Source organism: Agromyces mangrovi (assembly GCF_030296695.1).
Taxonomy (GTDB): Bacteria; Actinomycetota; Actinomycetes; order Actinomycetales; family Microbacteriaceae; genus Agromyces; species Agromyces mangrovi.
In genome coordinates, this window is record NZ_AP027737.1 from 3,309,044 (window position 1) to 3,329,166 (window position 20,123).

Genomic DNA, 20,123 nt, shown 5'->3' on the forward strand with positions numbered 1-20,123 from the left:
TCGTGCGGGGTGGGACCCACACGCAAGCCAACAGGCAACGATACCAGCACCGCCTGCGAGACGCCAATGCCGGACGCGTGTCGGCGCGCCGCCCCAGCATGGGAGAATCGAGCACGATGTCCCCTCGAGCCGTTCACCCTCCGACGCCTGCTGCCACCGATCCGGCGCGCATCCGCAACTTCTGCATCATCGCGCACATCGACCACGGCAAGTCGACGCTCGCCGACCGCATGCTGCAGATCACCGGCGTCGTCAGCGACCGCGACATGCGCGCGCAGTACCTCGACCGCATGGACATCGAGCGGGAGCGCGGCATCACCATCAAGAGCCAGGCGGTGCGCATGCCGTGGGAGGTCGACGGCGACGCCTACGCGCTGAACATGATCGACACCCCCGGCCACGTCGACTTCACCTACGAGGTCTCCCGCTCGCTCGCCGCGTGCGAGGGCGCGATCCTGCTCGTCGACGCCGCCCAGGGCATCGAGGCGCAGACGCTCGCGAACCTCTACCTCGCGCTCGAGAACGACCTCACCATCATCCCGGTGCTGAACAAGATCGACCTGCCGGCCGCCGAGCCCGACAAGTACGCGCGCGAGCTCGCCGACCTCATCGGCGGGTCGCCCGACGACGTGCTGCGGGTCTCGGGCAAGACCGGCGAGGGCGTCGAGGAGCTGCTCGACCGCGTGGTCGAGCTCATGCCGGCCCCCGTGGGCGACGCCGACGCGCCCGCCCGCGCGATGATCTTCGACTCGGTCTACGACGCCTACCGCGGCGTCGTGACGTACATCCGCATGATCGACGGCCGGCTCTCGCCGCGCGAGCGCATCCAGATGATGTCGACCAAGGCGACCCACGAGCTGCTCGAGATCGGCGTGAGCTCGCCCGAGCCGAAGCCGTCGAAGGGGCTCGGCGTCGGCGAGGTCGGCTACCTCATCACGGGCGTGAAGGACGTGCGCCAGTCGCGCGTCGGCGACACCGTGACCACGTCCGTCAAGCCGGCGTCCGAAGCGCTGCCCGGCTACACCGACCCCAAGCCCATGGTCTTCTCGGGGCTGTACCCCCTCGACGGCAGCGACTACCCCGAGCTGCGCGAGGCCCTCGACAAGCTGAAGCTGTCGGATGCCGCGCTGGTGTACGAGCCCGAGACCTCCGTCGCACTGGGCTTCGGGTTCCGCTGCGGGTTCCTCGGCCTCCTGCACCTCGAGATCATCTCCGAGCGCCTGCGCCGCGAGTTCGGCCTCGACCTCATCGCCACCGCGCCGTCGGTGGTCTACGAGGTCACCACCGAGGACGGCCGCAACATGGAGGTCACGAACCCGAGCGAGTTCCCGACCGGCGTCAAGGTCGCCGAGGTGCGCGAGCCCGTCGTGCGCGCCGCCATCCTCGCGCCGAAGGACTACGTCGGCACGATCATGGAGCTCTGCCAGAGCCGCCGCGGCAACCTGCTCGGCATGGAGTACCTGGGGGAGGACCGGGTCGAGCTGCGCTACAGCATGCCGCTCGGCGAGATCGTGTTCGACTTCTTCGACCAGTTGAAGTCGAAGACCGCCGGCTACGCGAGCCTCGACTACGAGCCCATGGGCGACCAGGCGGCCGACCTCGTGAAGGTCGACATCCTGCTGCAGGGCGACCAGGTCGACGCGTTCAGCGCCATCGTGCACCGCGACAAGGCCTACGCCTACGGAACCCTGATGACCGGGCGCCTGCGCGAGCTCATCCCGCGGCAGCAGTTCGAGGTGCCGATCCAGGCGGCCATCGGCGCGCGCATCATCGCCCGCGAGAACATCCGCGCCATCCGCAAGGACGTACTCGCCAAGTGCTACGGCGGCGACATCACCCGCAAGCGCAAGCTCCTCGAGAAGCAGAAGGAGGGCAAGAAGCGCATGAAGATGGTCGGTCGCGTGGAGGTGCCCCAGGAGGCGTTCATCGCCGCGCTCTCGGGCGAGACCGAGTCGAGCAAGAAGTAGGCGGATGCGACGTCAGAGCTTCACCGAGCAGTCGGTCGACTACGGGGCGATCGGGGCCACGACCGACCCCGACCTCATGCGCTACCCGCCCGAGGGCTTCAAGCCCGCCGAGCACCGCATCAAGCTCGGCAGCGGGCGGGAGCGGTTCGACCGGTCCGCCGAGGCGCTCATGACCTGGGGCGTCCAGCGCGGCGCGCACCTGCAGGTCGACGAGGTGCAGGAGGGCACCGGGGAGCAGTACCTCGGCATCCTGTTCGACGAGGAGGGCACCCCGCTCGAGCAGCAGCCCGCCGATCGGGGCGAGCAGCGGTTCGCGCCCGACGGCACGCCGTTCGTCGCGTCGGGCATGACCGCGACCATCACGCGTCGGCGCGGCCTGCCCAGGTTCCGCGCCGAGATGCTCGTCGTCTACGTCGTCGACGAGCCCGACCGCGTCGGCTTCGCGTACGGCACGGTTTCGGGCGCGCCGATGAGCGGCGAGGAGTCGTTCGTCATCGAGCACCGCGAGGACGACACGGTGTGGCTCACGATCCGCGCGTTCCACCGGCCCGCGGGTCGCTGGGCGCAGGTGTTCGCCCCGTTCGTGCGACGCCAGCGCAAGCAGATCGTGCGCGAGGAGCTCGTCGCGCTGCACCCGGCCGGGGCGGTCTAGGCCCGTGGCCGGCGCACTGCCGGTCGGCGAACCGGCACCCGAGGACGGGCTCCTGCCGGACTCGGCCGCCGCGGGTGCGACCGACCGCGCATTCGGCGTCTACGTGCACGTGCCGTTCTGCCGCGTGCGCTGCGGCTACTGCGACTTCAACACCTACACCGCCGACGAGCTGCGCGGGGCGCGTCGCACGGACTACGCGGGCCAGGCGATCGAGGAGCTCGAGGCATCCGCTCGCGTGCTCGACGCCTCGGGCGTGCCCGCCCGCCCGGCCGCGACCGTCTTCTTCGGCGGCGGCACGCCCACGATGCTGCCGGCCGACGACCTCGTCGCGATGCTCGACGCGGTGCGCCGCACGCACGGGATCGCCGCCGGTGCCGAGGTCACGACCGAGGCCAATCCCGACTCGGTCGACGCGGCGTACCTCGCACGGTTGCGCGAGGGCGGCTTCACGCGCGTGTCGTTCGGCATGCAGTCGGCCGTGCCGCATGTGCTCGCGACGCTCGAGCGCACGCACGACCCGGCGAACGTGCCGCGCGTGGTGCGCTGGGCGCGCGAGGCCGGGCTCGACGTCAGCCTCGACCTCATCTACGGCACGCCGGGGGAGTCGCTCGGCGACTGGGAGCGGAGCCTCGACACGGTCATCGCGGAGTCGCCCGACCACGTGAGCGCCTACGCGCTCATCGTCGAGGCGGGCACGAAGCTCGCGCGCCAGATCCGCCGCGGCGAGGTCGGCGAGGTCTCCGACGACACGCAGGCCGACATGTACGAGCTGGCCGAGGAGCGGCTGTCGGCGGCCGGGTACGCCTGGTACGAGGTGAGCAACTGGGCGACGGATGCCGCGCATCGCTCGCGCCACAACCTCGGCTACTGGCGCGGCGACGACTGGTGGGGCGTCGGCCCCGGCGCGCACAGCCACGTCGGTGGAGTGCGCTGGTGGAACGTGAAGCACCCGGCGGCGTACGGGGAGCGCATCGCGCGAGGCGTGTCGCCGGCCGCCGCGCGCGAGGTGCTCGACGACCACGCGCGCGAGACCGAGCGCGTGCTGCTGCGGTCGCGCATCGCGGAGGGCATCCGGGTCGACAGCCTCGCCGCGGCCGGCCGCCGGGAGGTCGCCGGGCTCATCGCCGACGAGTTGGTGGACGCGAAAGCCGCCCTCGCCGGTGAGCTGGTGCTCACCGTGCGAGGGCGGCTGCTGGCGGATGCCGTGGTGCGTCGGATCACCGACGCCTGAGTGCGCCCGGGCGCCTCAGCTGACGAACTTGATCGACAGCGGGTACTTGTACGGCTGGCCCTTGTTCGCGGCGACCGCGGCGATGATGCTGAACACGATGATCAGCACGTAGACCGCGATCACGATCAGGATGCCGACGACCACGATGATGAGGATCGAGCCGATGATGGCCGCGATCGTCATGGTGATCTGGAAGTTCAGCGCCGTCGCGGTGTGGTCGCGCACGAACTGGCCCTTGTCGCGCAGCACCAGGTAGCCGATGAGCGCGGGGATGAATCCGAAGAAGATGCCGCCGATGTGGATCAGCGTCGCCCAGAGTCGCTGGTCGGCGGGGCTCAGGGGCTGGGCCGCACCGGCTGCGGGCTCCTCGGGCGGGGGCGGAGGGGTGGTCTCGGACATGCATGCTCCTCTGCGGTACGGGTCGTTCGTCAATGCTGGCACAGCGCCGCGCCGGGCGACAGGGTGCGCTCCGGCGCGGCGCAGCCGACTACTTGATGAGGCGGATGGCGAAGGGGTAGCGGTAGTGGTTGCCGTCCTTGACCTTCGTGAAGGCGATGATCGAGAAGATCACGCTGACGACCCACGGCGCGTAGTTGAACAGCGCGAGCGGGGAGAGCAGGCCCCACGAGATCGTGATCAGGATGGTGGTGAGGATCCACAGCGCGATCGAGGCGCCGACCATGGTGATCTGGAAGTTCAGCGCCTCCTTCGCCTCGGTGTTGGTGAAGGGGCCGCGGTCCTTGAAGATCAGCCAGATGATCAGCGACGGCAGGAAGCCGAGGATGCCGCCGAGGTGCGCGAACGACGCCCACTGGATGTCCTCCGACTGGGAGAGCGGGCTCGGTGCGGCGGGCTGGGGCTGCTGCGGCTGCTGGGGCTGCTGCGCGTTCGGGTCGGCGGGCTGCTGGTCGGTCATGGCGAACATGCCTTTCGGTGTCGAGTGGTTCCTGAGCGGGATGCGTCGGCAGCTCGGCCCTCGGGCCGGTGGGGGATGCCTCCGATCACGCTAGTGGCGCGCGCTGCCGCGCGGCAATGCCTTCCGCGCTCGTGCGCGGGGTAGTATTGGCACTCGACTTGACGGAGTGCTAAGGCGAGCGGAACGGGAGGAGCGCGGATGGTCTCGGAGCGCAGCCTCGCGGTCCTGCGGGCGATCGTGCAGGACTACGTGTCCAGCCGTGAGCCCGTCGGGTCGAAGTCGATCGTCGAGCGCCACTCGTTCGGCGTCTCGGCGGCGACCATCCGCAACGACATGGCGCTGCTCGAGGAGGAGGAGCTGATCGCGGCTCCGCACACGTCTTCCGGCCGCATCCCCACCGACAAGGGGTACCGCGTCTTCGTCGACCGGCTCGGCGAGTTCCGGCCGCTGAGCCCGGCCCAGCGGCACGCGATCGAGACGTTCCTCGGCGAGGCGGGCGACCTCGACGAGCTGCTCGCGCGCACCGTGCGACTGCTCGCGCAGCTCACCAACCAGCTCGCCGTCGTGCAGTACCCGTCGTTCGGCAGCGCCAAGGTGCGCCACGTCGAGCTCGTGCCGGTCGGCGGCACCCGGGTGCTGTGCGTGCTCATCACCGACGCCGGCCACGTCGAGCAGCGCGTGGTCGACGCCGGGCAGGAGGTCGAGGAGACCGACCTCGCCGACGCTCGCGCGCGGCTGAACGTGGCCGTCGGCGGCATGCCGCTCGGCGACGCCGCGGAACGACTCGCGGGCATCGACGACCCCGGTGCCCCGGCGCTCGCGCAGCTGCTGCGCACGGTCGCGGGCACGTTCGCCGAGCAGGCGCGCGCGCAGCGGCACGACCGGCTCGTCGTCGCGGGTGCCGCGAACCTGGTGCGGACCGAGCAGGACTTCGCCGGCAGCATCCTCGACGTCATCGAGGCGATCGAGGAGCAGGTCGTGCTGCTGAAGCTCTTCGGCGAGATGGCGGGCGACCCGCACGGCGTCGCCGTCTCGATCGGGCGTGAGAACGCGCCGTTCGGGCTCGGCGAGACCTCGGTGGTCGCGAGCGACTTCACGGCACCGGGCCGGGAGATCTCGCGCCTCGGCGTGCTCGGCCCGACCCGCATGGACTACTCGAGCAACATGGCGGCGGTCCGCGCCGTCGCGCGGTACGTGACGCGCATGCTCGGGAACGACTGACCCGGCAACCGGCCAGCCCGGCTGCCGCGACCGACGAAAGGAGCCACCCTCGGTGGCAGATCACTACGAAGTCCTGGGCGTCTCGCGCGACGCGAGTCCCGAGGAGATCAAGAAGGCCTACCGGCGACTCGCCCGTGAGCTGCACCCGGACGTGAACCCGGGCGCCGACGCGTCCGAGCGCTTCAAGGAGGTCACCCACGCCTACGACGTGCTGAGCGACCCCAAGCAGCGCCAGCAGTACGACCTGGGCGGCCAGCAGGGCTTCGGCGGCCAGCAGGGCTTCGGCGGGTTCGGCGACATCTTCGAGACCTTCTTCGGCGGCGGGCAGCAGTCGCGGGGGCCGCGGTCGCGCCGCGAGCGCGGGCAGGACGCCCTGCTGCGCGTGGAGGTCGACCTCGACGAGGTCGTGTTCGGCACCCACCGCGACATCGAGGTCGACACGGCCGTCACGTGCGAGACCTGCCGCGGCAGCTGCTGCCAGCCGGGCACCGCGCCGGTCACGTGCGACATCTGCCACGGCACCGGCAGCGTGCAGCGCTCGGTGCGCTCGCTCCTCGGGAACGTCATGACGTCGAGCCCCTGCGGCACCTGCCGCGGCTACGGCACCGTCATCGCCACCCCGTGCACCACCTGCCAGGGGCAGGGCCGGGTGCGCGCTCGGCGCACGGTCGCGGTCGACATCCCCGCCGGCGTCGAGACCGGGCTGCGCCTGCAGATGCCGGGCAGCGGCGAGGCCGGCCCGGCCGGCGGCCCGAACGGCGACCTCTTCCTCGAGGTCAAGGTGCGCAACCACGACGTCTTCAGTCGCAACGGCGACGACCTGCTGTGCACGCTCGAGGTGCAGATGACCGACGCGATCCTCGGCACCGATGCGACCATCAAGGCGCTCGACGGCGACGTCGAGGTCGAGCTGAAGCCCGGCCTGCAGAGCGGCGAGGTCGTCACCGTCAAGGACCGCGGCATCACGCGCCTGCGCGGATCGGGCCGCGGCGACCTGCGCATCGGCATCCAGGTCGTCACGCCCACGAAGCTGGGCCACAAGGAGCGGCAGCTCGTCGAGCAGTTCGCCTCCGCGCGCAAGCAGCCCGCGCCCTCGCTCACACACTTCCAGCAGGGGCTCTTCGCCAAGCTCCGGGACCGCTTCCTGGGCTGACATGGCCAGCCTGTTCCTGCGCGACGACCTCGGGGCGGATGCCGCGCCGGGGGCGGAACTGGTGCTCACCGGCGACGAGGCCCGGCACGCCGTCACGGTGAACCGGGTGCGCGTCGGCGAGGTGATCTCGATCGGCGACGGTCGCGGCACGGTCGCGACCGGCGAGGTGCTGCGCACCGCGCCGCGGGAGCTGGCGATCGAGGTCGCACGCGTGGAGCGCGCACCGCGCCCCGAGCGCGGCCTCGTGCTCGTGCAGGCGCTCGCGAAGGGCGACCGCGACGAACGCGCGGTGCAGGCCGCGACCGAGCTCGGCGTCGACGCGGTCGAGCCGTGGTCGGCCGCACGTTCGGTCTCGCGGTGGGACGCGCAGAAGGCGAGGAAGGGCCGCGAACGCTGGGACAGCATCGCCCGCGAGGCGTCGAAGCAGTCGATCCGGGCCTGGCTGCCCGAGGTGCGCGAACTGGTCTCGACCACTGATCTCTCCGCCCTCGCCGGCACGCGGCGCACGCTCGTGCTCGAGCCCACTGCCGACGACCGGCTCGTCGACGCCGACCTGGGCGACGCGGGCGACGTGGCCATAGTCGTCGGCCCCGAGGGTGGCATCGCGCCCGAGGAACTCGATCGGCTCGAGGCATCCGGCGCCCTGCTCGTGCGCATGGGCGGCAACGTGCTGCGCACCTCGACCGCGGGGCCCGCGGCCATCGCACTGCTGAGCGCGCGGCTCGGCCGCTGGTGAGCGGCCGCGCGTAGGATGGGCCGCATGCCGAACGACGCCGAACCGACCGTCTTCTCACGCATCGCCGCACGCGAGATCCCGGCCGACGTGGTCGCCGAGACCGAGCGGATCATCGCGTTCCGCGACATCGCGCCCAAGGCGCCCGTGCACGTCGTGGTCACCCCCAAGACGCAGGAGTACCGCGACGTCGTCGAGCTCGCGGCATCCGACCCCGGCCTGCTCGCCGAGCTCGTCGAGGTCGCGCGCGGCGTCGCAGCCGAACTCGCCGACGGCGACTTCCGCCTGGTCTTCAACACCGGTGCGAACGCGGGCCAGACCGTCTTCCACGTGCACGCGCACGTGCTCGCCGGTGGCCTCGAGGAGGGCAGCCTTGCCGGCTGACGACGAGGAACGCACGTCGTCGCTCGACGCGTCGGGCCCCACGGAGGCGCAGCTGTCGGTCGACGGCGTCGCCATGGTGCGCCTGCTCGGTCCGCAGGACCGGCTGCTGACGAGCATCGAGCACGAGTACCCCGACGTCGAGGTGCATGTGCGCGGCAACGAGATCGCCCTGCGCGGGCCGGCCGACGGCGTCGAGGCCGTGCGGCGACTCGTGCTCGAGCTGCTCGAGCTCGTGCGGAACGGCCAGGAGCTCACGCCGACCGAGGTGCGCACGTCGGCGCGCATGCTCGACGCCGACCCCGCGTCGAGCCCCGCCGAGCTGCTCGGCCAGGTGATCGTGTCGAGCCGCGGCAAGACCATCCGCCCGAAGACCGCCGGCCAGCGCGCGTACGTCGACGCGATCGACGACCACACCATCGTGTTCGGCATCGGCCCCGCCGGCACCGGCAAGACCTACCTCGCCATGGCGAAGGCCGTGCAGGCGCTGCAGCGCAAGGAGGTCAACCGCATCATCCTGACCCGCCCGGCCGTGGAGGCGGGGAGCGGCTCGGGTTCCTGCCCGGCACGCTCACCGACAAGATCGACCCGTACCTGCGACCGCTGTACGACGCGCTGAACGAGATGATGGACCCCGAACTGGTGCCCAAGCTCCTCGCGTCGGGCACGGTCGAGGTCGCGCCGCTGGCGTACATGCGCGGCCGCACGCTGAACGACTCGTTCGTCGTGCTCGACGAGGCGCAGAACACCACGCCCGAGCAGATGAAGATGTTCCTCACCCGCCTCGGCTTCGGCTCGCGCATGGTCGTCACCGGCGACGTGACCCAGATCGACCTGCCGGGCGGCGCGAGCGGCCTGCGGCTCGTCACGCGCATCCTCGGGAACATCGACGACATCCACTTCGCGAACCTCACGAGCGACGACGTGGTGCGTCACACGCTCGTCGGCCGCATCGTCGACGCCTACACCGAGTACGACCAGACGAAGCAGGCGCAGCGCTTCGAGCGCGAGCAGGCGCGCGAGTTCGCCAATCGCGCCGACCGGCGGCGCGGCCAGTCCGGGCCGCGCGACCACCTGCCCCCGCGGAGGAGCACCTCGTGAGCATCGAGATCAACAACGAGTCGGGCATCGAGGTCGACGAGGAGGCCCTGCAGCGGCTCGCGGTGTACGCGCTCGACGCGCTGCACGTGCACGCCGACGCCGAGCTCGCGATCGTGCTCGTCGACGAGGGCGCCATGGAGCAGCTGCACGTGCAGTGGATGGACGAGCCCGGCCCCACCGACGTGCTGAGCTTCCCGATGGACGAGCTGCGGCCCGGCACCGAGGACGCCATGGCGCCGCCCGGACTGCTCGGCGACATCGTGCTGTGCCCCCAGGTCGCGGCCGCGCAGGCCCAGACGGCCGGCCACGGGCTGCTCGACGAGCTGCAGCTGCTCACGGCCCACGGGCTGCTGCACCTGCTCGGATTCGACCACGCCGAGCCCGCGGAGGAGAAGGAGATGTTCGGCATCCAGCGCGACATCCTCGTCGGATTCGCGATGCAGGAACGGCGACGCTGAGCATGGAACCCTGGCTTCTCGGCGGCGCCGCATTCGTGCTCGTCGCCTTCGGCGGCCTGCTGGCCGCGGTCGACTCCGCGATCACCTCGACCTCGCGCGCCGATCTCGCAGACCTGGCCGAGTACGCCCGCGCCAAGCGCGCCCTGCTCGCGATCGCGCACGACACCGGCCCGCACCTGAACGCGCTGAACTTCCTGCGCATCACCGCCGAGATGGCGGCGGCCGTGCTCGTGACCCTGGCCTTCGCGAGCGTGCTCGACAACATCTGGCTCGTGCTGCTCTTCGCCGCGCTGCTCATGTCCGCCGTGTCGTTCGTGCTCGTGGGCGTGAGCCCGCGCAGCGTCGGCCGCGCGCACGCGGACGCGGTGCTGCGGCTCGCCGCTCCGCTCGTGCGCGGCGCGCGCGTGCTGCTCGGTCCGCTCGCCGACGGGCTCGTCTGGCTCGGAAACGTGGTCACCCCGGGCCGCACGCGCCTCGGCGGCGTCGACTCCGAGGAGCAGCTGCTCAGCATGGTCGACGAGGCCGCCGAGCACGCCGTGCTCGAGGAGGACGACCGCGAGCTCATCCACTCGATCTTCGAGTTCAACGAGACCGTGGTGCGCGCCATCATGATCCCGCGCACCGACATGATCACGATCGAGGCGGATGCGCACCTCACGCAGGCCATGGGGCTGTTCCACGCGACCGGCGTCTCGCGCATCCCGGTGATCCGCGACGATGTCGACGACGTGGTCGGCGTGCTGTACCTGCGCGACCTGTCGCGCCTCGGCTTCGAGCGCCCGCTCGACGCCGACGAGCTCGAGATCGCAGAGATCGCGCGCCCGGCCGCGTTCGTGCCCGAGTCGATGAAGGCGGATGCCCTGCTGCGCCAGATGCAGGTCGAGTCGAACCACCTCGCGATGATCGTGGACGAGTACGGCGGCATCGCGGGCCTCGTCACGATGGAGGACCTCATCGAGGAGCTCGTCGGCGACATCTCCGACGAGTACGACCGCGAGGTGGTCGAGGTCGAGGAGCTCGACGGCGGCCGGTACCGCGTGAGCGCACGCCTGCCGGTCGACGAGTTCGGCGACCTGTTCGGCATCGAACTCGACGACGAGGACGTCGACTCGGTCGGCGGCCTGTTCGCGAAGGTGCTCGGCCGGTTGCCGGTGCTCGGCGAGCAGGCGACCCTCAGCGGCCTGGTCATGGTCGCCGACCGCACCGAGGGCCGGCGCAAGCGCCTCAGCACCGTGATCGCGTGGCGCGACCAGGCGCTCATCGACGCGCAGAGCGCGTTCGAGGGAGCCGACGACGAACGGAGGAGTGCACGTGGCTGACACCGAGGAGCCCGGCTACCGGGCGGGATTCGTCTCGATCGTGGGCCGGCCGAACGTGGGCAAGTCCACGCTCACCAACGCGCTCGTCGGCGAGAAGGTCGCCATCACGAGCTCGAAGCCGCAGACGACCCGCCGCGCGATCCGCGGCATCGTGCACCGCGACCATGGCCAGCTCATCCTGGTCGACACCCCCGGCGTGCACCGCCCGCGCACCCTGCTCGGCGAGCGCCTCAACTCGCTCGTGCAGGAGACGCTCGGCGACGTCGACGTGATCGCCATGTGCTTCCCGGCGAACGAGGCCATCGGCCCGGGCGACCGGTTCATCAACGAGCAGCTCGACGACTACCCGCGCGCCCGCAAGGTCGCGATCGTGACGAAGACGGATGCCACGTCGAAGGCGAAGGTCGCCGAGCAGCTGCTCGCCGTGTCGGAGCTGCGCGAGTGGGAGCTCATCGTGCCCGTCTCGGCGCCGAGGGGCGAGCAGCTCGACGTGCTGGTCGACGAGCTCATCGCGATGCTGCCCGAGTCGCCGCAGCCGCTCTACCCGGCCGACGCGCTCACCGACGAGGAGACCGTCGAGCGCATCGCCGAGTACGTGCGCGAGGCCGCGCTCGAGGGCGTCTCCGACGAGCTGCCGCACTCGATCGCCGTCACCGTCGACGACATGATCGAACGCGAGGACGGCTCGCTCATCGAGGTCTACGCGAACCTCTACGTCGAGCGCGAGAGCCAGAAGGGCATCATCATCGGCAAGGGCGGATCTCGCCTGAAGGCGGTCGGCGCCACGGCCCGCGCGCAGATCGAGCCGCTGCTCGGGCGGAGGGTGTTCCTCTCCTTGCACGTGAAGGTCGCGAAGGACTGGCAGCGCGACCCGAAGCAGCTCGGGCGGCTCGGGTTCTGAGGCGCCGGGCCGGCGGCCGGTTCGGCGGGGGAGCCGCCGGCTCGGGGGCATCCGCTCGCCTCGGCCCGCGCTGGACACCGCCCGCACGGCTGGTGATAACCTTGAAACGTGTTCTCTGGCCTGCTTCTTCTTAGCTGCCGCGACGAGTCCTAGTTCTCAGGCCTCACTCGTCGCGGAGTTCGTCGTCGGCTGACACCCCACCAGCGAGAAGCGAGAATCCAGCAATGCAGCACAACCAGAAGCCCACCGCGATGCCCGTGCACCGGTACCGTCCGTTCCACGAGCAGATCCGCGTCGACCTGCCCGACCGCACCTGGCCGGCCAAGCGCATCGAGAAGGCGCCGCGCTGGTGCGCGGTCGACCTGCGCGACGGCAACCAGGCCCTCATCGACCCGATGAGCCCCGAGCGCAAGCGCATCATGTTCGACCTGCTCGTGCGCATGGGCTACAAGGAGATCGAGGTCGGGTTCCCGAGCGCGAGCCAGACCGACTTCGACTTCGTGCGCAGCCTCATCGACGAGGGTGCGATCCCCGACGACGTCACCATCCAGGTGCTGACGCAGGCGCGCGACCACCTCATCGAGCGCACCTACGAGTCGATCCGCGGCGCGAAGCAGGCCATCGTGCACCTGTACAACTCGACCAGCGTGCTGCAGCGCGAGGTCGTGTTCCGCACCGACAAGCAGGGCATCATCGACATCGCCCTCGCCGGCGCGCGCAAGTGCCGCGAGATGGAGGCCACGGTGCCCGGCACCACGGTCTACTACGAGTACTCGCCCGAGAGCTACACCGGCACCGAGCTCGAGTTCGCGGTCGACGTCTGCAACCAGGTGCTCGAGGTCTTCGAGCCGACCGCCGAGCGGAACGTCATCATCAACCTGCCGGCGACCGTCGAGATGGCCACGCCGAACGTGTACGCCGACTCGATCGAGTGGATGAGCCGCAACCTGGCGTTCCGCGAGCACGTGATCCTGTCGCTGCACCCGCACAACGACCGCGGCACCGCCGTCGCGGCGGCCGAGCTGGGGTACATGGCCGGCGCGGACCGCATCGAGGGATGCCTCTTCGGCAACGGCGAGCGCACCGGCAACGTCGACCTGGTGGCGCTGGGCATGAACCTGTTCACGCAGGGCATCGACCCGCAGATCGACTTCTCCGACATGGACGAGATCAAGCGCACGGCCGAGTACTGCAACCAGCTGGCCGTGCACGAGCGCAGCCCCTGGGCCGGCGACCTCGTCTACACCGCGTTCTCGGGCTCGCACCAGGACGCGATCAAGAAGGGCTTCGAGGCCATGGAGGCGCACGCCGCCGAGGTGGGCGTCGGGGTCGGCGACCTGCACTGGGCGGTGCCGTACCTGCCGGTCGACCCGAAGGACATCGGCCGCAACTACGAGGCCGTGATCCGCGTCAACTCGCAGTCGGGCAAGGGCGGCGTCGCGTACCTGCTGAAGACCGACCACGCGCTCGAGCTGCCGCGCCGCCTCCAGATCGAGTTCTCGGGCGTCGTGCAGGCCAAGACCGACGCCGAGGGCGGCGAGGTCACGAGCGACGAGATCTGGTCGATCTTCACCGACGAGTACCTGCCCGCGCCGCAGGAGCGCCCCGACGACAAGTGGGGCCGCTTCGAGCTGCTGTCGATGCGCAGCGAGTCCGACCTGTCGGGCGAGGTGCGCGTGCGCGTGGGCCTGCGCGACGGCGCGGAGCGGGTCGACGCCGACGGTTCGGGCAACGGACCCGTCGCGGCGTTCCTCTCGGTGCTCGGTTCCGAGGGCGTCGAGGTGAAGGTGCTCGACTACGCGGAGCACGCGCTGTCGGCCGGTGGCGACGCACTCGCGGCGGCGTACGTGGAGGCGCAGGTCGACGGCCGCACCCTGTGGGGCGTGGGCATCGACGGCGACATCTCGACGGCGTCGCTGAAGGCGGTCGTCTCGGCGGTGAACCGTGCGCTGCGCACGAACGTGGCCGAATCGGCGCTCGAGGAGCCCGCGCTGGTCTGAGCGGTCGGCCCGTCGGGGCCGGGCGAGCGGATGCCCCCGGGGCGCGGACACGCGCGCCCGACGGGCCGCCCGGCCGCGCCCCGATGACGCCGGCACCGGCGATACTGGAGTGGTGCCCGTCTACCGAGATGAGGGGGTCGTCCTCCGCACCCACAAGCTGGGCGAGGCCGACCGCATCGTGACGCTGCTGACGCGGCGCCACGGCAAGGTGCGCGCGGTCGCCCGCGGGGTGCGCCGCACCGCCTCGAAGTTCGGGTCGCGGCTCGAGCCGTTCATGGTCGCCGACCTGCAGTTCTACGAGGGGCGCACGCTCGACGTCATCACGCAGGCCGAGTCGCTCGGCGCCTACGGCGCACCGATCGCGGCCGACTACGCCAGCTACACGGCGGCGAACGCCATGGTCGAGACGGCCGACCGGCTGAGCGAGGCCGAGGCCTCCACGCCGCAGTACCTCCTGCTGGTCGGCGCGCTGCGGTCGCTGTCGCGGCGCGAGCACGGGGCATCCGCCACCCTCGACTCGTACCTGCTGCGCGCGCTGTCGATCGCCGGCTGGGCGCCGAGCTTCGCCGACTGCGCCCGCTGCGGGCGTCCCGGCCCCCACACCGCCGTCGTCGTGCAGGTCGGCGGCGTGGTCTGCGACGACGACGCCCCGCCCGGCGCGCCGCGGCTGAGCGCCGAGACGATCGCGCTGCTCGGCGCGCTGCTCGAGGGCGACTGGGCGCACGCCGATGCGGCCGGCGAGCGCCTGCGATCACAGGCCAGCGGCATCGTCGCCGCGTACACCCAGTGGCACCTCGAGCGCGGCCTGCGCTCGCTGCCGCACGTCAGCCGCGAACCGGAGCACACGTGAGTCCCAAGCCGTACACCCACAAGGACGCGGTGCCGTACCGCCCGATCGACTGGACCGGCCTCGTGCCGCCCACGTTCCCGAAGGGCGCCGTGCCCGAGCACGTCGCGATCGTCATGGACGGCAACGGCCGATGGGCGAACCGCCAGGGCCTCACCCGCATCGAGGGGCACAAGGCGGGGGAGGAGGTGCTGCTCGACGTGGTCGCGGGCGCGATCCAGGCGGGCGTGAAGCACCTCTCGGTGTACGCGTTCTCGACCGAGAACTGGAAGCGTTCGCCCGACGAGGTGCGCTTCCTCATGGGCTACAACCGCGACGTGCTGCACCGCCGTCGCGACCAGCTGAACGAGTGGAACGTCCGCATCCGCTGGGCGGGCCGCAAGCCGCGCCTGTGGAAGTCGGTCGTCGACGAGCTGCAGTACGCCGAACGGCTGACGGCGGGCAACACCGGGCTGCAGTTCACGATGTGCGTCAACTACGGCGGGCGCAACGAGCTCGTCGACGCGGTGCGCTCGATCGCGGACGACGTGGCAGCAGGCCGCATCCGCCCGTCTGCCGTGAGCGAGAAGCTCATCGCCAAGCGGCTCTACGTGCCCGACATGCCCGACGTCGACCTGTTCGTGCGCTCGTCGGGGGAGCAGCGCACGTCGAACTTCCTGCTCTGGCAGTCGGCGTACGCCGAGATGGTCTTCCTCGACACGCTCTGGCCCGACTTCTCGCGGGTCGACCTCTGGCAGGCGATCGAGCTCTACGCGACGCGCAACCGCCGCTTCGGCGGCGCGGTGGACACGCCCGACACCGCCTGACGCGCTGTGCGCGGTCGCGGAGCCGGCCCGATGGATGCGCGGGAATGGATCGCCCGTCGCATCCGTTGGTCCTCACCGTGAGTTCCCCCATCAAGATCGACATCTGGTCCGACATCGCCTGCCCGTGGTGCTACATCGGCAAGCGCAACCTCGAGTCGGGCATCGCCGCGCTCGGCGACGACGCCCCCGAGGTGGAGATCGAGTACCACTCGTACGAGCTCTCGCCCGACACGCCCGTCGACTTCGAGGGCAGCGCCGCCGACTTCCTCGCCGGCCACAAGCGCCTGCCGGTCGAGCGGGTGCAGGGCATGATCGACCGCGTCGTGGGCATCGCCGCGAACGCCGGGCTCGAGTACGACTACGAGGCGCTGCAGCACACCAAGACGCTGCAGGCGCACGAGCTGCTGCACTTCGCGAAGGAGCAGGGCCTGCAGCTCGAGCTCAAGGAGCGGCTGCTCAAGGCGTACTTCGTCGACGGCCTCCACGTGGGTCGCGTCGACGAGCTCGTCGCGCTGGCCGCCGAGGTGGGGCTCGACGCGGATGCCGCGCGCGAGGCGCTCGACTCGGGCCGCTACGCCGCCGCCGTGCAGGCCGACATCGCGCAGGCCGCGGCCTACGGCATCCAGGGCGTGCCGTTCTTCGTCATCGACGGCAAGTACGGCGTCTCGGGCGCGCAGCCTGCCGAGCTCTTCAGCCAGGCACTCACCCAGGTCGCCGGCGAGCGCGAGGCCGCCGCGTGAGTGGCGAGCAGGCGACGGATGCTGCTGTGCGGACGGATGCGGCTGAGCCGACGGATGCCCCTGCATCCGCCCCGCTCGCGATGCTGACCGGTGATCCGTCCGCCGCCGTCTGCGAGGGCGACGCCTGTATCGTCCCCGGATTCGGGCCCGCCGACTCCTAGTCGCACGCCCCGGGTGGGACGCGCGGGATGCGCGTGCCTCGGCGCGCTCAGTCCCGGTACGGGTAGGTGGCGAGGATCCGCTCGGTCTCCCGTTCGGCGCGTTCGCCCCACTCGGGTCGGAGCGCCCGCAGGAGCGAAATGCGCTCGGGGAACCATCGGCGGCGAGTGTCACCCCTGTAGTCGTGCGGGCGGGTCCGCTGCTCACGATGCTTCACGAACGTGAGCACCTCGCCCTCCATCACCCAGTAGAGCAGTTCGTCGAGGTCCGGCGTCTCCTGGCGCAGGCACTCGCGGCCGCGCTCGAAGGCGAGATAGCGGTAGCCGCTGCCGTCGGCCTCGATGAACGGATAGCCGGCGTCGCGGTTCTCGGCGCCGACGCGGAACGCCACCTGTTCTCCGGTGAGCGAGTGCAGCTGCTCGTAGCACTCGGCGATCGCTGCCAGCGCCTCCCGCAGGCGAGCGGCGCCCGCAGCCTCGTCGCTCACTCGGGCTCGCTGATGTCGGCGACCGTCGCGTCGAGCGCGGCGATCAGCCCGTCGGCGTCGACGAACAGGCTGCGGCCGTGCTCGCCCGCGCCCATCGACACCCGGCGACCCACGACTGCCTCGTCCACCACGACCGGCCACTCGGTGTGCGACCCGAGCGGCGTGATCGTTCCGCGCTCGTAGCCGGTCGCCTCGAGTGCGAGCGACGCCTCGGGCAGGCGCAGCTTGTTCACGCCGAGCAGCGCCCGCAGCTTCGGCCACGAGATCTTCCGGCCGCCGGGCACCAGCGCGAAGACGTAGGTGCCGTCGCTGCGCTTCACGACGAGCGATTTCACGATGTCGCCGGGCGTGATGCCGAGCAGCTCGGCCGCCTCCTCGAGGCTGCGTGCTGCGGGCCGCTCGATCACGTCGATCTCGAGTCCGCGTTCGGCGGCGTCGGCGCGCACGCGCTCGACACCAGTGAGTCCCTCGAACCGTGGCATCCGCGTCCTCCCCGCACTCGATCTGCCCGAATCCTACGTGCCGCCGACCCGCACCGGACCGGAACGCCCGCGTCGTCTGGGAGAATCGAGAGCGATGCCAACGACCACCACTCCTGTACGCCCGCTCTCGATCGGCCCGATCGAGCTCGAGGTGCCCGTCGTGCTCGCGCCGATGGCGGGCATCACGAACACCGCGTTCCGGCGGCTGTGCCGCGAGTACGGCGCGGGCCTGTACGTGAGCGAGATGATCACGAGCCGCGCGCTCGTCGAGCGCACGCCCGAGTCGATGCGCCTCATCCGCCACCACGAGTCGGAGACGCCGCGCTCGATCCAGCTGTACGGCGTCGACCCGAAGACGGTCGCCGAGGCCGTCACGATGCTGGTCGCCGAGGACCGGGCCGACCACATCGACCTGAACTTCGGATGCCCCGTGCCGAAGGTCACCCGCAAGGGCGGCGGGGCCGCGCTGCCGTGGAAGACCGACCTGTTCCGTGCGATCGTCGAGGGCGCGACGCGCGCCGCGGGCGACGTGCCGCTCACGATCAAGATGCGCAAGGGCATCGACGGCGACCACCTCACCTACCTGGAGGCCGGGCGCATCGCGGAGGGTGCCGGCGTGGCATCCGTCGCCCTGCACGCCCGCACGGCGAGCGAGTTCTACAGCGGCCAGGCCGACTGGTCGGCGATCACGAAGCTCAAGGAGACCGTCACGAGCGTGCCGGTGCTCGGCAACGGCGACATCTGGTCGGCCGACGACGCGTTGCGCATGGTCGACGAGACCGGCTGCGACGGGGTCGTCGTGGGGCGCGGATGCCTCGGGCGGCCGTGGCTCTTCGGCGACCTGGCCTCGGCGTTCCGCGGCGGGCACCGCAAGGCCGAGCCGTCGCTCGGCGAGGTCGCCACGGCGTTCCGTCGCCACGCCGAGCTGCTCGCGGAGTTCTTCGAGTCGGAGGAGCGCGGCTGCCGCGACATCCGCAAGCACGTCGCCTGGTACTTCAAGGGGTACCCGGTGGGCGGCGAGCTGCGCGCGAAGCTCGCGACCGTCGAGTCGCTCGCCCAGCTCGACGAGCTGCTCGGCACGCTCGACGCCGACACGCCGTACCCGGGCGAGGGCGCCGAGGGGCCGCGCGGCCGCGCCGGCACGCCGAAGCGCCCCGCACTGCCCGACGGCTGGCTCGACTCGCGCGAGCTGGTGGGCGACGACCGGGCGCGCCTCGTCGACGCCGAACTCGACACGAGCGGCGGGTAGGCGTGCGCGATCGACTCTTCGGCGGGTACGACGACGCCGACACCGAACGGCGCCATCCGGAGGAGCAGTACAGCCGCCGGGGCGACTTCGAGCGCGACCGTGCCCGCCTGCTGCACTCGAGCTCGCTGCGGCGACTCGCCGCGAAGACGCAGGTGCTGAGCCCCACGCTCGGTCTCGACTTCGCTCGCAACCGCCTCACGCACTCGCTCGAGGTGGCGCAGGTCGGCCGCGAGCTCGGGGCGAGCCTCGGCCTGTCGCCCGACGTCGTCGACACGGCGTGCCTCGCGCACGACCTCGGGCACCCGCCGTTCGGGCACAACGGCGAGCACGGCCTCAACGAGTGGGCCGCCGACGTCGGCGGGTTCGAGGGCAACGCGCAGACCCTGCGCATCCTCACCCGCCTCGAGCCGAAGGTGTTCGGCGACGACGGTCAGCCCTTCGGGCTGAACCTCACGCGCGCGAGCCTCGACGCGAGCTGCAAGTACCCGTGGGCTGCGGCGAGCTCGGTGGCCGACCCGAGCGGCCGGCAGAAGTTCGGATTCTACGCCGACGACGCCGACGTGTTCGAGTGGATGCGGCGCGGCGCGCCCGCCCGGCGCCTGTGCATCGAGGCGCAGGTCATGGACCTCTCCGACGACATCGCGTACTCGGTGCACGACTTCGAGGACGCCATCGTGAACGGCTTCATCGACGTCGCCGCGCTGAACGCGCGCGACGACCACGACTCGCTGATCGCGTCGATGGGCGACTGGGTGGGTGGCTCGGTCTCTGCCGACGAGCTGGCCGAGGCGTTCGACCGGCTCGCCGCGATGGAGCTGTGGCCGCGCGAGTGGAGCGGATCGCGCGTCGAGCAGGGACGGCTGAAGAACTTCGCCAGCCAGGTGATCGGCCGGTTCGCGAACGTGGCGACGGATGCCACGCGGGCGGCGTTCCCCATGGCGAGCCTCATCCGCTTCGACGCCGACGTCGTGGTGCCGCAAGAGATCCGCGCCGAGATCGCCGTCATGAAGGGCATCGTCGCGACGTTCGTCATGGCGACCAACGCCCGGCAGCCGGTGTACGCCCAGCAGCGCCGCATCCTCGCCGACCTGGCCGACCTGCTGCTCGCCACCGGCGACCGGCACCTCGACGTCGGGTTCGCCGCCGACTGGCGTGCCGCGGTCGACGACGGGGCGCGCAAGCGCGTCATCGTCGACCAGGTCGCGAGCCTCACCGACCAGTCGGCGCTGGCCTGGTACGAGCGGCTCGTGCAGCGCGGGTCGACCCCTCCACAGGCGTGACGGCGAGCCGATGCCCGGCGGGCGGCCTCCGGGCCCGCCG

General features: G+C 71.3%; 21 protein-coding genes and 1 pseudogene. 18 read left to right on the forward strand and 4 right to left on the reverse strand.

Annotated features, from left to right (window positions below):
• The first annotated feature begins 116 nt into the window (after window positions 1-116).
• From lepA to hemW, 3 genes are read left to right on the forward strand one after another with little or no spacing between them, the layout of a single operon-like run.
• A complete protein-coding gene (gene lepA / locus QUE38_RS15780; protein WP_286309250.1) occupies window positions 117-1,967 on the forward strand; it encodes a translation elongation factor 4 in 1,851 nt (616 codons plus the stop codon).
• 4 nt (window positions 1,968-1,971) lie between these two features.
• Window positions 1,972-2,619 carry a DUF1990 family protein gene (locus tag QUE38_RS15785; RefSeq protein ID WP_286309251.1) on the forward strand — a complete coding sequence of 216 codons (648 nt, stop codon included), beginning with the start codon at window positions 1,972-1,974 and terminating at the stop codon, window positions 2,617-2,619.
• A gap of 4 nt (window positions 2,620-2,623) precedes the next feature.
• On the forward strand, window positions 2,624-3,850 hold the full coding sequence (hemW, locus tag QUE38_RS15790; protein WP_286309253.1) for a radical SAM family heme chaperone HemW: 1,227 nt from the start codon (window positions 2,624-2,626) through the stop codon (window positions 3,848-3,850).
• Window positions 3,851-3,865: 15 nt separating this feature from the next.
• On the opposite strand, the gene QUE38_RS15795 is transcribed toward hemW, so the two are convergent.
• Together QUE38_RS15795 and QUE38_RS15800 are read right to left on the reverse strand one after the other, a co-directional pair.
• Window positions 3,866-4,249, reverse strand: a complete 384-nt coding sequence (locus QUE38_RS15795) for a DUF4870 domain-containing protein (RefSeq protein ID WP_286309255.1) — start codon at window positions 4,247-4,249, stop codon at window positions 3,866-3,868.
• A gap of 88 nt (window positions 4,250-4,337) precedes the next feature.
• Complete coding sequence (locus QUE38_RS15800) at window positions 4,338-4,766, reverse strand: DUF4870 domain-containing protein (RefSeq protein ID WP_286309257.1); 429 nt, start codon at window positions 4,764-4,766, stop codon at window positions 4,338-4,340.
• Between the two features lie 198 nt (window positions 4,767-4,964).
• Between QUE38_RS15800 and hrcA the strand changes: the two genes are divergently transcribed.
• The 13 genes and pseudogenes from hrcA (at window position 4,965) to QUE38_RS15865 (ending at window position 16,587) form a co-directional block, all read left to right on the forward strand.
• Entirely contained in the window at window positions 4,965-5,987 is a 1,023-nt protein-coding gene (hrcA, locus tag QUE38_RS15805; protein ID WP_286309258.1) for a heat-inducible transcriptional repressor HrcA, read from the forward strand.
• Window positions 5,988-6,039: 52 nt separating this feature from the next.
• Window positions 6,040-7,140, forward strand: a complete 1,101-nt coding sequence (gene dnaJ, locus QUE38_RS15810; RefSeq protein WP_286309260.1) for a molecular chaperone DnaJ — start codon at window positions 6,040-6,042, stop codon at window positions 7,138-7,140.
• A 1-nt stretch (window position 7,141) separates the two neighbouring features.
• The gene (locus QUE38_RS15815; RefSeq protein ID WP_286309262.1) at window positions 7,142-7,876 is read left to right on the forward strand and encodes a 16S rRNA (uracil(1498)-N(3))-methyltransferase; all 735 of its coding nucleotides are present in this window, start codon (window positions 7,142-7,144) and stop codon (window positions 7,874-7,876) included.
• 24 nt (window positions 7,877-7,900) lie between these two features.
• Window positions 7,901-8,257, forward strand: a complete 357-nt coding sequence (locus QUE38_RS15820) for an HIT domain-containing protein (protein ID WP_286309264.1) — start codon at window positions 7,901-7,903, stop codon at window positions 8,255-8,257.
• Window positions 8,258-8,330: 73 nt separating this feature from the next.
• Window positions 8,331-9,355, forward strand: a pseudogene (locus QUE38_RS15825) (PhoH family protein).
• A complete protein-coding gene (gene ybeY, locus QUE38_RS15830; protein WP_286309265.1) occupies window positions 9,352-9,813 on the forward strand; it encodes an rRNA maturation RNase YbeY in 462 nt (153 codons plus the stop codon). The pseudogene QUE38_RS15825 and the gene ybeY overlap by 4 nt, the downstream one beginning before the upstream one ends.
• 2 nt (window positions 9,814-9,815) lie before the next feature.
• Window positions 9,816-11,132 carry a hemolysin family protein gene (locus QUE38_RS15835; RefSeq protein ID WP_286309268.1) on the forward strand — a complete coding sequence of 439 codons (1,317 nt, stop codon included), beginning with the start codon at window positions 9,816-9,818 and terminating at the stop codon, window positions 11,130-11,132.
• Window positions 11,125-12,033 (forward strand): GTPase Era, encoded by a 909-nt coding sequence (gene era, locus QUE38_RS15840; RefSeq protein ID WP_286309271.1) that lies wholly within the window; start codon window positions 11,125-11,127, stop codon window positions 12,031-12,033. The genes QUE38_RS15835 and era overlap by 8 nt, the downstream gene beginning before the upstream one ends.
• 224 nt (window positions 12,034-12,257) lie before the next feature.
• On the forward strand, window positions 12,258-14,033 hold the full coding sequence (leuA, locus tag QUE38_RS15845) for a 2-isopropylmalate synthase (RefSeq protein ID WP_286309273.1): 1,776 nt from the start codon (window positions 12,258-12,260) through the stop codon (window positions 14,031-14,033).
• 112 nt (window positions 14,034-14,145) lie between these two features.
• The gene (gene recO, locus QUE38_RS15850; RefSeq protein WP_286309274.1) at window positions 14,146-14,883 is read left to right on the forward strand and encodes a DNA repair protein RecO; all 738 of its coding nucleotides are present in this window, start codon (window positions 14,146-14,148) and stop codon (window positions 14,881-14,883) included.
• A complete protein-coding gene (locus tag QUE38_RS15855; RefSeq protein ID WP_286309275.1) occupies window positions 14,880-15,686 on the forward strand; it encodes an isoprenyl transferase in 807 nt (268 codons plus the stop codon). Before recO ends, QUE38_RS15855 begins: the two co-directional genes overlap by 4 nt.
• Before the next feature lie 77 nt (window positions 15,687-15,763).
• On the forward strand, window positions 15,764-16,426 hold the full coding sequence (locus tag QUE38_RS15860) for a DsbA family oxidoreductase (protein WP_286309277.1): 663 nt from the start codon (window positions 15,764-15,766) through the stop codon (window positions 16,424-16,426).
• On the forward strand, window positions 16,423-16,587 hold the full coding sequence (locus QUE38_RS15865; RefSeq protein ID WP_286309279.1) for a hypothetical protein: 165 nt from the start codon (window positions 16,423-16,425) through the stop codon (window positions 16,585-16,587). Before QUE38_RS15860 ends, QUE38_RS15865 begins: the two co-directional genes overlap by 4 nt.
• 47 nt (window positions 16,588-16,634) lie before the next feature.
• Here QUE38_RS15865 and QUE38_RS15870 read toward each other — a convergent pair whose 3' ends face one another.
• Together QUE38_RS15870 and QUE38_RS15875 are read right to left on the reverse strand one after the other, a co-directional pair.
• The gene (locus QUE38_RS15870) at window positions 16,635-17,072 is read right to left on the reverse strand and encodes an Imm63 family immunity protein (RefSeq protein ID WP_286309281.1); all 438 of its coding nucleotides are present in this window, start codon (window positions 17,070-17,072) and stop codon (window positions 16,635-16,637) included.
• On the reverse strand, window positions 17,069-17,554 hold the full coding sequence (locus tag QUE38_RS15875) for an aminoacyl-tRNA deacylase (RefSeq protein WP_286309283.1): 486 nt from the start codon (window positions 17,552-17,554) through the stop codon (window positions 17,069-17,071). Before QUE38_RS15875 ends, QUE38_RS15870 begins: the two co-directional genes overlap by 4 nt.
• 94 nt (window positions 17,555-17,648) lie before the next feature.
• On the opposite strand from QUE38_RS15875, the gene dusB reads away from it, so the two are divergent.
• Together dusB and QUE38_RS15885 are read left to right on the forward strand one after the other, a co-directional pair.
• The gene (gene dusB, locus QUE38_RS15880) at window positions 17,649-18,803 is read left to right on the forward strand and encodes a tRNA dihydrouridine synthase DusB (protein WP_286309285.1); all 1,155 of its coding nucleotides are present in this window, start codon (window positions 17,649-17,651) and stop codon (window positions 18,801-18,803) included.
• Between the two features lie 2 nt (window positions 18,804-18,805).
• Complete coding sequence (locus tag QUE38_RS15885) at window positions 18,806-20,083, forward strand: deoxyguanosinetriphosphate triphosphohydrolase (protein WP_286309286.1); 1,278 nt, start codon at window positions 18,806-18,808, stop codon at window positions 20,081-20,083.
• Window positions 20,084-20,123 lie beyond the last annotated feature (40 nt).

Bases quoted from the DNA above. Each gene is read 5' to 3' on its own strand.
- lepA (WP_286309250.1), top strand. From the start codon at position 117: ATGTCCCCTCGAGCCGTTCACCCTCCGACGCCTGCTGCCACCGATCCG.
- QUE38_RS15785 (WP_286309251.1), top strand. From the start codon at position 1,972: ATGCGACGTCAGAGCTTCACCGAGCAGTCGGTCGACTACGGGGCGATC.
- QUE38_RS15795 (WP_286309255.1), bottom strand. From the start codon at position 4,249: ATGTCCGAGACCACCCCTCCGCCCCCGCCCGAGGAGCCCGCAGCCGGT.
- QUE38_RS15800 (WP_286309257.1), bottom strand. From the start codon at position 4,766: ATGACCGACCAGCAGCCCGCCGACCCGAACGCGCAGCAGCCCCAGCAG.
- hrcA (WP_286309258.1), top strand. From the start codon at position 4,965: ATGGTCTCGGAGCGCAGCCTCGCGGTCCTGCGGGCGATCGTGCAGGAC.
- QUE38_RS15815 (WP_286309262.1), top strand. From the start codon at position 7,142: ATGGCCAGCCTGTTCCTGCGCGACGACCTCGGGGCGGATGCCGCGCCG.
- QUE38_RS15820 (WP_286309264.1), top strand. From the start codon at position 7,901: ATGCCGAACGACGCCGAACCGACCGTCTTCTCACGCATCGCCGCACGC.
- QUE38_RS15835 (WP_286309268.1), top strand. From the start codon at position 9,816: ATGGAACCCTGGCTTCTCGGCGGCGCCGCATTCGTGCTCGTCGCCTTC.
- leuA (WP_286309273.1), top strand. From the start codon at position 12,258: ATGCAGCACAACCAGAAGCCCACCGCGATGCCCGTGCACCGGTACCGT.
- QUE38_RS15875 (WP_286309283.1), bottom strand. From the start codon at position 17,554: ATGCCACGGTTCGAGGGACTCACTGGTGTCGAGCGCGTGCGCGCCGAC.
- dusB (WP_286309285.1), top strand. From the start codon at position 17,649: ATGCCAACGACCACCACTCCTGTACGCCCGCTCTCGATCGGCCCGATC.